Source organism: Tenacibaculum soleae (genome assembly GCF_030549005.1).
In the GTDB taxonomy this organism is placed as follows: Bacteria; Bacteroidota; Bacteroidia; order Flavobacteriales; family Flavobacteriaceae; genus Polaribacter; species Polaribacter soleae.
Map to the genome: position 1 here is coordinate 108320 of NZ_JAUOSW010000007.1, position 12124 is coordinate 120443.

At 29.3% G+C, this 12124-nt stretch carries 11 protein-coding genes; 4 read left to right on the top strand and 7 right to left on the bottom strand.

Features of this window, described 5'->3' with window-relative positions:
• Positions 1-145: 145 nt before the first annotated feature.
• From Q4586_RS11145 to Q4586_RS11160, 4 genes are read left to right on the top strand one after another with little or no spacing between them, the layout of a single operon-like run.
• A complete protein-coding gene (locus Q4586_RS11145) occupies positions 146-829 on the top strand; it encodes a TetR/AcrR family transcriptional regulator (protein WP_303529020.1) in 684 nt (227 codons plus the stop codon).
• Entirely contained in the window at positions 816-2477 is a 1662-nt protein-coding gene (locus tag Q4586_RS11150) for a peptidase domain-containing ABC transporter (RefSeq protein WP_068706033.1), read from the top strand. The genes Q4586_RS11145 and Q4586_RS11150 overlap by 14 nt, the downstream gene beginning before the upstream one ends.
• Positions 2478-2486: 9 nt before the next feature.
• Positions 2487-3836, top strand: coding sequence for an HlyD family secretion protein (locus Q4586_RS11155; protein ID WP_068706032.1), 1350 nt, complete (start codon positions 2487-2489; stop codon positions 3834-3836).
• Positions 3833-5233, top strand: coding sequence for a TolC family protein (locus tag Q4586_RS11160; RefSeq protein ID WP_303529023.1), 1401 nt, complete (start codon positions 3833-3835; stop codon positions 5231-5233). The genes Q4586_RS11155 and Q4586_RS11160 overlap by 4 nt, the downstream gene beginning before the upstream one ends.
• Here Q4586_RS11160 and Q4586_RS11165 read toward each other — a convergent pair whose 3' ends face one another.
• From Q4586_RS11165 to Q4586_RS11195, 7 genes are all read right to left on the bottom strand, one after another.
• Positions 5234-6334 carry a hypothetical protein gene (locus tag Q4586_RS11165; RefSeq protein ID WP_303529025.1) on the bottom strand — a complete coding sequence of 367 codons (1101 nt, stop codon included), beginning with the start codon at positions 6332-6334 and terminating at the stop codon, positions 5234-5236. It lies immediately after the preceding gene.
• Between the two features lies 1 nt (position 6335).
• Complete coding sequence (locus Q4586_RS11170; protein ID WP_068706030.1) at positions 6336-7421, bottom strand: amidohydrolase family protein; 1086 nt, start codon at positions 7419-7421, stop codon at positions 6336-6338.
• 31 nt (positions 7422-7452) lie between these two features.
• A complete protein-coding gene (locus tag Q4586_RS11175; RefSeq protein WP_068706028.1) occupies positions 7453-7980 on the bottom strand; it encodes a 3-hydroxyanthranilate 3,4-dioxygenase in 528 nt (175 codons plus the stop codon).
• 169 nt (positions 7981-8149) lie between these two features.
• Positions 8150-9535, bottom strand: coding sequence for a P-loop NTPase fold protein (locus Q4586_RS11180; RefSeq protein ID WP_303529028.1), 1386 nt, complete (start codon positions 9533-9535; stop codon positions 8150-8152).
• A 10-nt stretch (positions 9536-9545) separates the two neighbouring features.
• A complete protein-coding gene (locus Q4586_RS11185) occupies positions 9546-10316 on the bottom strand; it encodes an SDR family oxidoreductase (RefSeq protein ID WP_068706026.1) in 771 nt (256 codons plus the stop codon).
• A gap of 76 nt (positions 10317-10392) precedes the next feature.
• Positions 10393-10611 (bottom strand): DUF6500 family protein, encoded by a 219-nt coding sequence (locus Q4586_RS11190; RefSeq protein ID WP_303529029.1) that lies wholly within the window; start codon positions 10609-10611, stop codon positions 10393-10395.
• Positions 10612-10672: 61 nt separating this feature from the next.
• Positions 10673-12112 (bottom strand): aldehyde dehydrogenase, encoded by a 1440-nt coding sequence (locus tag Q4586_RS11195; RefSeq protein ID WP_303529030.1) that lies wholly within the window; start codon positions 12110-12112, stop codon positions 10673-10675.
• Between the last annotated feature and the right edge of the window lie 12 nt (positions 12113-12124).

A 12124-nucleotide genomic window follows, 5' to 3' on the forward strand; every position in this document is an offset into this window, starting at 1 on the left:
AAAAGCATTGTGGCTTATTATACTAAAAAATAAGTGCTTGTGAGTTTTTGTAACTCTTAAAAACTGTCATGTTAAAATTAAATTAACACAAACACTTTCTTTATTAATAGTATTACTATTATATTTGCATGTGTAATTTTATTTTATGAAAAATTTATTATCAAATATTAAAATTGAAATCCCTTCGGGAATCTATATTAAAGACCCTGAAACATCTGATTTAGGAAAAAGAATAATAGAAAACAGTATAAAAGTAATAGAAGAGATTGGTTTTGAAAGCTTTAACTTTAAAAAGTTAGGAAAATTAATTGGTTCAAATGAAAGCTCTATTTATCGATATTTTGAAAGTAAACATAAGCTATTAATTTATTTAACTTCATGGTACTGGGGTTGGATACAATATCAATTGGTAATAGAAACCTATAGCATTAATAATCCGAAGGAAAAACTAATAAAAGCTATTAAAGTAGTTACAAAAACAACCGAACAAGACAGTAATTTTTCGCACATTAATGAAATTTTGTTAAACTTAATTGTAATTAACGAAAACTCAAAATCATACTCCACAAAAGACGTAGATATTGAAAATAAAGAAGGCTTTTTTAAGCTTTATAAAGAAGTAATTAGACGTTTAGCAGATATAATTATAATTTATGATAACAACTACCAACACCCATTAACATTGGCAAGTACAATTATTGAAGGAGCCTTACATCAACAGTTTATAAAACAACATTTTAAAACGTTAACAAATTGCAATAATAATATTTCACCGACTTCATTTTTTATAGACCTAACATTAAACACATTAACAAATGATTCAGAGTAAATTAACTCCTTGGCAACGTTTTTTAGGACTTTTAAAAATAGAAAAAAAAGATATTTTACAAATATCATACTATGCTATTTTTGAAGGTATTGTTGCCTTATCGCTTCCTTTAGGAATCCAAGCAATTATAAATTTATTACAAGGCGCCCAAATTTCAGCTTCTTGGATAGTTCTTGTAATTTTAGTTACCATAGGGGTTGCTTTTAGTGGTGTATTAAAACTAATGCAAATTAGAATTATAGAAACCATACAACAACGTATATTTACAAGAGCATCGATAGAACTAAGTTATCGTTTTCCGAAAATTAAAATGAGCGAATTGCAAAATTATTATCCGCCAGAATTGGCAAATCGTTTTTTTGATACGCTCACAATTCAAAAAGGAATTTCAAAAGTTTTAATTGATGTTCCGTCAGCATTTTTACAAATTGTTTTTGCCTTATTATTACTTTCATTTTATCATGCCTTTTTTATTTTATTTGGTGCTTTATTATTAGTATTAATTTATGTAGTTTTTAAGTATACCGCAAAAACAGGATTAGAAACAAGTTTAAACGAATCTAAAAACAAGTATAAAGTAGCACATTGGTTGCAAGAAATTGCCCGAACAATAATCAGTTTTAAATTATCAGGCAAAACAAAACATGCTTTAGAAAAAAGCGATGCGTTAGTTAATGATTATTTAAACTCTCGAGAAAGCCACTTTAAAATATTAATCATTCAATACATTCAAATGATTAGTTTTAAAGTTATTATTACAGCTGGCTTACTTTTAATGGGTGGTTTTTTAGTATTAAATCAACAAATGAATATTGGTCAATTTGTTGCTGCGGAGATAATTATATTACTAGTAATTAACTCTGTTGAAAAACTAATTTTGGGGTTAGAGTCTTTTTACGATGTGCTTACCTCAATAGAAAAACTAGGGCAAGTGATTGATAAACCTATTGAAAATCAAAACGGAACTAAGATAGATAAAACAACTCCCTTTACAATTGAAGTTCAAGATGTTTCTTATAAAATGAACAAAGAAAATTCAGTAATTTTAAATAACATATCACTTAAAGTAAATCCAAAAGATCGAATTTTAATTCAAGGAGAAAGTGGTTCTGGCAAATCTAGTTTAATTCAACTAATCTGTGGACTTATAAAACCTACAGCAGGTAATATATTTGTTAACGATTTAGCATTAACAAGTATACAGATTAATGATTACAGAGCTAATTTAGGGTTGTCTTTATCAGAAGAAACTCCTTTTAAAGGAACTATAAGAGAAAACATAACTTTTGGAGATAGTTCAATTACTGATTCTGAAATTTATTCAATATTTACTATTGTAGGTTTAACCGATTTTTTAAAAAATCAACCCTACGGTTTGGATACTTATTTAAAACCTGAAGGAAAACTTATAGGCTACACTATTGCCAAAAAAATAATTTTAGCAAGAGCAATTATAAAAAAGCCTAAATTATTAATTTTAGAAGATCCTTTAGATCAATTTGAAAAAAATGAAGCAAAAACAATTATTGATTTTATTACAAAACCTCAACAAGAGTGGAGTTTAATAATTGTTAGCAGTAACGATAGTTGGGAACTAAAATGCACAAAAAAAATTACCCTAAAAAAAGGTATTATTATTAATAATTAAACAGATAAAATGTTAAACATATCTAATAATACGGTGGCAAATCAAATAGATTTATCTAGTTTAAAATCAGGTAAAAGAGTTTTTAGAAAAGAGCACCATAAAAAGTTTAAAAAATTTTTACTCTTTTTTTTACTTATACTTTTAATAACCTTGTTTTTACCTTGGACACAAAATGTAACTAGCACCGGTAATGTTACTACATTAAAACCCAACCAACGACCACAAACGATACAATCTCAAATACCTGGACGTATCGAAGAATGGTTTATTCAAGAAGGTAATTTTGTAAAAAAAGGAGATACTATTTTAAGAATATCTGAAATAAAGAGTAATTATTTTGACACCAAATTAGCTGAAAGAACCGGTAATCAATTAAACGCTAAAAGCCTCTCAGAAAAATCTTATACAAATAAAGTAGCTGCTTTAAAAAGACAAATTAACGGTTTACAAAACGAACGTAAGCTAAAATTACAACAAGCAAAAAACAAATTACAACAAGCTTATTTAAAAGTTACTAGTGATAGTATTGATTTAGAAACAGCAACAATAAAGCAAGGCATTGCCAAAACTCAATATGAAAGAACACTTACATTACAAAGAGAAGGTTTAAAAGCGGTAAAAGATGTTGAAGAAAAGAAAGCTAAATTACAAGAATACTCAGCAAAAGTTATCTCTCAAAAAAATAAACTATTAACTTCTAAAAACAATATTATCAATGCTGAAATTGCTATTTCAAGTATAGGAGCTTCTTATATCGACAAAATATCAAAAGCTGAAAGTAGTTTATATTCTGCTAAATCTGGAGCTTATGAAACGGCAATACAAGTTTCTAAATTAGAAACAAATCTTGCTAATTACAATAAAAGAAGCTCTCTATTATATGTTACTGCACCCCAAGATGGCTACATCAATAAAACTATAAAGTCTGGTATTGGTGAAACTTTTAAAGAAGGTGAACAATTAGTGAATATTATGCCTGCTACATATGATTTAGCAGTAGAAATGTATATAAAACCAATTGATTTACCACTAATACATATTAACGAAAAAGTTAGGGTTCAGTTTGATGGCTGGCCAGCAATAATTTTTAGCGGTTGGCCAAATATGTCTACCGGAACTTACGAAGCTAAAATAATTGCCATCGAAAATTTTATTAGCGATAATGGTAAGTATCGAGTTTTAATCGTTCCTAACAATAACAAACAACCATGGCCTAAAGCTATTAGAATTGGTTCAGGAGCAAAAACAATTGCTTTGTTAGAAAATGTACCTATTTGGTATGAATTATGGAGGCAAATTAATAGCTTTCCTCCTAATTTTTACCAACCTAAAAACACAAATTCAAAGAAAAAGAAATGATGAAAAAACTATCCTTTTTACACCTATTTATAAGTTTTATATCTTTTTCTCAAAATCAATCTATCAACACACTTTCATTAGAAGAAAGCTTAGGGTATGTTAAAAAACATCACCCTATTTTAAAACAAGCAAAACTTATTACCAGTAAAAACGAAGCTAAATTAATGAAAGCTCGTGGTGCTTTTGACCCTAAAATTGAGGTTGATTACGACAAAAAAGAATTTAAAAACACCGATTATTATAAAAAACTAACCTCAACTTTTAAAGTACCAACTTGGTATGGTATTGAATTAAAGGCGAGTTATGAAAACAACTCTGGTCAATATTTAAACCCTCAATTTAAAACTCCTAAAAATGGTTTATACAACATTGGTGTAAGTATTCCTTTAGCTAAAAATTTATTTATCAATAAGCGAATGGCTACCTTAAAACAAGCCAAACTATATACAAAACAAGGTAAACTAGAACAGCAATTATTGGTAAACAATATTTTATTTGATGTTATAGACTCATATCTAAATTGGATTCAATATTACCAACAACACACTATTTACAAAAATTATCATGCAAACGCAGAAAATCGCTTAAAGAATGTTGTTAAAAGCTTTAAAGCTGGTGATAAGGCTGCTGTTGATACCTTAGAAGCGAGTATTAATTTAAAAAGTCGAAAACTAGATTTAGAAAAAGCTAACATTAAATACTTGAAATCAAAATTAGAATTTTCTAATTTTTTATGGATTGATGCTAATATTCCGATGGAATTAAAGCAAGAAGTAGTACCAGATATCACTACGTATTATAAGATGGATGGACTTTTAAAATCAACATCAAATACGATTATTGAAAATCGTATAAGTAACCATCCGAAAATAAAATTATTAGAATTAAAAAGAAAAAATTTAGAAATAAATAAACGATTAAAAGTTAACAACTTATTACCTAAAATTGATTTTCAATACAATTTATTAAGTGCTAAAGTAGATAATCTAGATGCCTTTAACGTATCTAATTACAAAAATTCACTTCAAGTTAGCGTTCCGTTATTTTTAAGAAAATCAAGAGGTGATTTAAAATTAGCAAAATTAAAAATACAAGATTTAGATTTTGAAATAGCAACCACAAAAACAATATTGCTAAACAAAATTAAAGCTACAAAGCAAGAAATTGCCTCGTATAAAAAACAAAATATCATTCTTAAAAACTTAGTTAATGATTACAAAACAATCGTTAAAAGTGAAGAACGAAAGTTTTCGTTAGGCGAAAGTTCATTATTTTTAATTAATTATAGAGAAGTAAAATTAATTGAAAACAATTTAAAAGAAGTAAAAAACCAATACAATTACGCTAAAACAAAAAGCAAACTTATTAACTTATTAGGACAACTAAACACTTTATAATTAATGCTTATACTCTTCTAATAACGCTTCATCAATAAATATATGCTCAGGTAAAATACGCAAACGATATTTACTTTCGCCTATAAACGTGATTAAATCTTTGCGCTCCAATCGATCGTTTTCTTCTAACTGAAGTATCGAATTTATATTATCAACGATTCTAGTTAAATAGGTTTGACTTTTAATTTCGCCTCCTGAATTTACAACAATAGATTGATTAGAAGCTTCAGCAAATTTTCTTCTGTACGCAAAATTTAATAAATTTTTATACTGTGTTGTTTTTGACCCAAAGTCAATTTTTTGTTCATAAATACCTTTAGATGGTACACTTAACTGTATTAAAGACCAATCTAAAAATTTAACCCGAATCTCATTAGGTTTCGGAGTGTGCGCTAATTGAATTACCCAACTTGTTGCCAATACTAAAAAGACAGAAACCAAAGAGGTTTTGGCTATAATACGAATCATCAGGTTTACAAAATCGTTATCTAACCCAACAAAAACATCGTATAATTGTGATACAAATAACAACGAAATTACAATGACCGAAATAATAGCCACTAACTTTAAATCTCGATGCATAAAGGTTCTAAAAAAAGAAACTCCCATTAAATAACACAAAAAAGTAGTTAATAACACATCAGGAACCGCCGTTATTTTTACACCATAATAAACCTCTTTACCTACAAAAAAAGACAATAACATGGTTAATGAAGCTACTGCTACAATTATAATCCCTATAATTTTTACATTTTTTTCATTCTGATAAATAAATTTTGGTGCATCATACACATAATACAATGCCAACAACCAAAACAAATTATTAACAGTTGATAAAATATTTACACCTATTTGATAACTAACAGTTTTAGTAAAACTAAAATAACCTGCTACATATGCCCAAATACCTGAAATTACCCAAACCAACATACCAAAACTTAAATATAATAAGCCTTTATCTACCCGCTTTATTACATTTCCTTCTGCTAATACTTGCTGAAACCTTTTAGTAATATTATAATAAATTGCTAATAGTAAAACTGCACCTATAAAGGAAATAAAAATATGTGATATGTTATGAAATTGGGTAACTTCAGACATGCTATTTTAAAATTTTCGATATTAAATCTTGTTTTGCTTTTTCATCATCACCAAACAACCAACGTAAGGTATTATCTTCCCAAATTTCGTCATATTGTTTTTGATTAATAATATCTCTATCAATTGCTAAATCTAACAACTTTCCTGGATATGATGATTGCGCATCACTTTCCATTTCTCCTAACGGATATGGATCATCTAACCCCATAATTACTTGATTTGATCCTTGGCGATCTATCATTAATTTTAAAGAATCTGTATCATGTACCAAGGTGTCAAAAAAGATATTTGGATGCCCAACTGCTTTCCTTGGATGCGTTTTCCCTTCAAACAAATCTGGTCTTCCGTCAAATCCTTGAATACGACGTCCTAAATTCATTTGTGCCAATTGCCCACCATGTGCAAAACAGGTTCTAATATTCGGAAAACGCTCTTGCATACCGTTTAAAGTATAAAAATGATACGCATCACCACATTGAGCCAACATCCAAATTAAATGAAAACGCCAATTGGTATTTTCTAACTTAATCATCTTATCACCGTCATACGGATGAATTTCAATAGCTAATTTATATTTATCTGCTAATTCAAAAATGCGATCATTTTCTTTATCAAACACACAACGCCACTGCCCTATCGAATCCATAAAATGCGTTGGTAAGCATAATACTTTTAAACCTAATTCTTCAACACAACGTTCCATTTCATATAACGCCCCATAAATAAAACCAGGATGTACCACAAAACCACAGGTAAACTTATCTGGATGATCATGTTGTACTTTTGCATTAAAATCGTTTTGAAAACGCAAAGCTTTTTTCATTTCTTCTAAACGCAATCCGTTACCATATAATTGCGATAAGTTTAAAACTACGGCATGGTCTAATTTATTTTTTTCCATCCATCGTAGTTTTTCATCTAAAAAAAAACTAGAATCAGTTACTGGTCGTTTCCAACCTTTTTGTAACATGTGTTTTCGTTCATCATCTACCCAAAAAATTTCTTTTTCCTTCATAAATTGAGGAATCTGTTCTGGGTATGGTAATAAATGTGAATGTCCGTTTATACGTAGTTTTCTTTTTGTCATCTTTTACTTGATGGTTTAATTAAGGCAATTTTTATTTAATTTTATTAGGAGCTTCCATTACTGTTCCGCAATTAGCACAAGTACATTTTTGAGTATCTGAATAATATTTATCAAAAATAATAGGCATATCGGTTTCAATATTATCCAACGCAAATTCTTCTCTGTACAACGGGCTTCCACAATTTTCACAGTACCATTCCAAGGCATCTAACATTCCTTCAGCACGCGGATATTCTATAACCAACCCAACCGTGTTTTCTTTTCGTTGTGGTGAATGTGGTACTTTTCCCGGTAATAAATAAATATCGCCCTCGTTAATCTCCACATCAATCATTTTACCTTTATCGTCTATGATTTTTAAAACCATATCACCTTCTACTTGGTAAAAAAATTCGGGTGTTTCGTTATAATGATAATCTTTTCTGTTATTTGGTCCACCAACAACCATTACAATATACTCGCCATTATCCCAAACTTGTTTATTACCAACAGGCGGTTTTAATAAATGACGGTTTTCATCAATCCACTTTTTAAAATTTAAAGGCTGTACTAAATTCATATCTATATATTTTGGGCGTTCCCTAAAGGTCGGGCTTTTCGCTGTATCTTTTTATGTATTCTCGATACATTTTATTTTTTTGTTATCACTTCAAAATAAAATACTCGAATTAACATAAAAAGGATGCCGCTGCAATCCCTAACGCAAATTTTATTTTCCTATTATCAATCTAAAAACTGTAATTTTTATATTTATCAAAAGCTAAATTTAACAAATCATATAAAGGAACAATATTTTTTAATTCACCTTTCATATTTTCCACCCTTATATTAGACGTTATATAATCACCAGGGAATTCATTATGAAAATTATATGATATTTTTAAATCTAAAGCTTTATTTTTATAATTATATTCAGTTATTTCTTCTTTGTGTTTATCTAATTCTAAAAAAGCAATTATATCTCCAATTTCTAATTGATTGGATTTTTTTTTATTATTTGACAACTTTTTCAATGCTATTTCCAAACTCATTTTAGCCCCAAATAAAAAAGTTAAAAAATCAAAGACAAATACTAAACGATATTTTTTTCTAAAATTATTTTTATCAAATTCAAAAGTTGAAGTATTCATTTTCAATAAACTTCTTAAATTTATTGAATTCGTTTCTACCATATCAATTAATATACATTGTAAAACAGGAATAGATTTGGCTAATTGTTGTTCAACTCCTTCTTTATTTTTAACAGAACTTAACAATCTAAAAATAGAATTCGTAATAACTTTTTTAGAATCTAAATAATAAATTTCGTTACTATAAAACTTATCAATATATCCTGAAAAATCAACATCCTGCCCATACTTGCTATAAAACATTTTTCTAATATTATCAATATCGCAAACAAGAACAACTTTATCAATTGAAAATTTATTTTCTTGTGTTTTACCAAATTCAAAATGACAAGCAAAAACATTGAAAATTCTAAAAACATGCTCAGGGTCTAACCTATCTGTATCGTCAATTATTAAAATAACCTCCTTACCGTCTGCTTTTAAGCCGCTAATTAATCCTGAAATTAAAACCGTTAAATGATTTTCTTCATAAATAGAACCTATTTTATCTTTTATCGATGTTAAAAAATCAATTAACGCTTTTTCTTCATCTATATTAACACCTTCATTATGGTCATCTATTTTTTCTTTTAAATCTGTTAAAAAACCAAAAACAGCCGCAAAACTCTTATTTATCTTTGTTGCATTCTTAGCTAAAAGTGTTCCTATTTCTATAAAATTCTCCTTAACATACATTTGAGATGTTAATTCTTTTGAAAAAGCTGTTTTTTTGAAAGCAATTCCTTTTGATAATAATTGAAAAATAATATCATATTTAATATAATCAATAATATCATCATTACTAGAAATAGAAAAATTTACAGGTGAAATTTTAATTATTTCATAGCTTTTTTGCTCCTGCTTAAAAAACTTATCTAAAAAATAAGTTTTCCCAATTCCAAAAATCCCCGAAAATATAATCTGATTATTATCAAGTAAGTCCAAATGTTCTTTAAATCGTCTCTTTTCAGAAGAAATATCTAATTCTAGTTTTTTCTTTTCCATGGCTTTTTATTTATAAACTTTTCGTTCTTCCACCATCAACAGGAACGTTAATTCCGTTAATAAAGCTTGCGCTTTCACTTGCTAAAAAAACCACTGCATTGGCAATCTCTTCTGGTTTCGCAAAACGTTTAGCTGGTGAAGCATTCATCATATTTGTTGAAACCTCATCAACAGAAAGTCCTGTTTTTGCAGCCTTATTGTTTATAATTTCTTTTAATCTTTCTGTTCCTGTAGCTCCTGGCAATACATTATTTACGGTGATATTAAATTGCCCTAGCTCGTTTGCCAATGTTTTAGACCAACTTGCAACTGCACCACGAATGGTATTTGAAACTCCCAAACCCTCTAAAGGTTGTTTTACAGAAGTAGAAATTACGTTAATTACCCTTCCAAAACCTGCTTCTTTCATAAACGGAACCACTGCTTGTACCAATACGTGATTGCATTTTAAATGTTGTGTAAAAGCGCGTTCAAACTCATCTATTTCGGCGTTAAAAATAGGACCTCCTGCAGGACCTCCTGTGTTATTAACTAAAATATGAAAGTTTAATTTTGATGCTTCAATTTTTTCTTTTAATTCATTCGGATTTGAAAAATCGGCAACAATATAACTGTGATTCCCTTCTGGTAGTTCAGTTAAAACAGCTTTTAACTTTTCTTCGTTACGAGCAATCAACGTTACGTTTACACCTTCTTGTGCCAAACCAATTGCCGATGCTTTTCCTATTCCTTGCGTGCTTCCACAAACCAAGGCGTTTTTATTTTGTATGTTTAAATTCATAATTTATGGATGAAAGAAAAAAGATGTTAGAAGAAAGATTTTTACATCTTTTTTCTTGATTCTTTTCTCTAGGTTCTTATTTATTTTCTAAAATCATTGCTTTAATCTTTACTGCTTTTTCAAAATGATCTAACTCATGAGTTTCAATCCACCATTTTGCAACCTCCATTAACAGCTTCGGATTGTCATTTTTATTCTTGAAAAATGCGTAGAAAGACAAACCTACATTATCTCCTTTTTTTGCAATTTTCTCATTACAAACTTCAATTATTTTTTGTCGTATTTCTTTATTCATTATTTTTATTTAGTTCTCGATACAATTTTTCGTTCCTCAAAATCACTCGAACTGACATTATTTAATATTTAATACAAATATTTTTAGGTTCGGTAAAAAAGCGCAATGCTTCAAAACCTCCTTCGCGCCCTACGCCACTTTCTTTTTGCCCTCCAAACGGGGTTCTTAAATCGCGCATTAACCAAGTATTTACCCAAACAATTCCTGCATGAACTTGTTTTGATATTTGCATAGTTCTGTTTAGATTATTTGTCCACAACGTTGCTGACAATCCGTATTTTACATCATTTGCTAATGCTAATGCTTCTTCATCTGTTTTAAAAGGCATAATGGTAACAACAGGTCCAAAAATTTCTTCTTGATTCAATCGACATTTATTATCCGTTACTTCAATTATTGTGGGTTGTAAATAATAACCATTTTCACTGCCCGCAACAGTCACAGTTTTGCCTCCAAAAAGAATCTTACCGCCTTCTTGTTCAGAAATATCTATATAACTTTTTACTTTTTCTAAATGCTGTTTAGACACTAAAGCTCCAATATTTGTATCGCTATTTGCTGGATTTCCAACTTTTAATTCAGATACTTTTTGAACGAAATCTTTTTTAAATCGTTCATATATTTTTTCTTCCACAAAAATTCTACTTCCACATAAACAAATCTGACCTTGATTTGCAAATGAAGATCTAACTGTGGTTGCTAACATTTTATCGTAATCGCAATCTGCAAAAATTAAATTAGGGTTCTTCCCTCCTAACTCTAAAGATAACTTCTTAAACATTGGCGCTGCTACTCGTGCAATATGTGCTCCAGTAGTTGTTCCTCCAGTAAATGAAATTGCTTTAATATTCGGGTGTGCTACAATTGCTTGTCCTGTTGATCCTCCTAAACCGTGAACAATATTTAAAACTCCTTTTGGTAAGCCTGCCTCATTACAGATTTCTCCTAATAAATAAGCTGTCATTGGTGTTACTTCACTTGGTTTTGCTACCACACAGTTTCCTGCTGCAATTGCCGGAGCAATTTTCCATGTAAATAAATACAGCGGTAAATTCCACGGAGAAATACAACCTACCACACCAATTGGTTGTCGCAAAGTGAAATTCATCGCATTTAAACCAACACTTTCATGTGCTTCTGATGAAAACTGCGTAATGGCATTTGCAAAAAACTGAAAATTACTTGCTGCTCTTGGTATATCAATCTGTTTGGCTAAACTAATTGGCTTTCCGTTGTCTTTAGATTCTGCTTCTGCTAAAAAAGATAATTTCTCTTTTATTAATTCCGCAATCTTCGATAATATTTTACTTCTTTGGTCTAAGGTTGTTTCTGACCACTGCCTAAAGGCAGATTTGGCAGCATTATATGCCAACTCAACATCTTCTTTTGATGAATTAGGAATTTGACCATACACTTCTCCTATTGAAGGATTGTAATTATCAATGTAATTTCCATTTATTGGATTTACAAATTCGCCGTTTATGTAGTTTTTTATATGCATACTCTATACTAG

What these genes read in the sequence shown, in the direction of transcription:
- Q4586_RS11145 (WP_303529020.1), top strand. Translation starts at nt 146, where the DNA reads ATGAAAAATTTATTATCAAATATTAAAATTGAAATCCCTTCGGGAATC.
- Q4586_RS11150 (WP_068706033.1), top strand. Translation starts at nt 816, where the DNA reads ATGATTCAGAGTAAATTAACTCCTTGGCAACGTTTTTTAGGACTTTTA.
- Q4586_RS11155 (WP_068706032.1), top strand. Translation starts at nt 2,487, where the DNA reads ATGTTAAACATATCTAATAATACGGTGGCAAATCAAATAGATTTATCT.
- Q4586_RS11160 (WP_303529023.1), top strand. Translation starts at nt 3,833, where the DNA reads ATGATGAAAAAACTATCCTTTTTACACCTATTTATAAGTTTTATATCT.
- Q4586_RS11165 (WP_303529025.1), bottom strand. Translation starts at nt 6,334, where the DNA reads ATGTCTGAAGTTACCCAATTTCATAACATATCACATATTTTTATTTCC.
- Q4586_RS11170 (WP_068706030.1), bottom strand. Translation starts at nt 7,421, where the DNA reads ATGACAAAAAGAAAACTACGTATAAACGGACATTCACATTTATTACCA.
- Q4586_RS11175 (WP_068706028.1), bottom strand. Translation starts at nt 7,980, where the DNA reads ATGAATTTAGTACAGCCTTTAAATTTTAAAAAGTGGATTGATGAAAAC.
- Q4586_RS11180 (WP_303529028.1), bottom strand. Translation starts at nt 9,535, where the DNA reads ATGGAAAAGAAAAAACTAGAATTAGATATTTCTTCTGAAAAGAGACGA.
- Q4586_RS11185 (WP_068706026.1), bottom strand. Translation starts at nt 10,316, where the DNA reads ATGAATTTAAACATACAAAATAAAAACGCCTTGGTTTGTGGAAGCACG.
- Q4586_RS11190 (WP_303529029.1), bottom strand. Translation starts at nt 10,611, where the DNA reads ATGAATAAAGAAATACGACAAAAAATAATTGAAGTTTGTAATGAGAAA.
- Q4586_RS11195 (WP_303529030.1), bottom strand. Translation starts at nt 12,112, where the DNA reads ATGCATATAAAAAACTACATAAACGGCGAATTTGTAAATCCAATAAAT.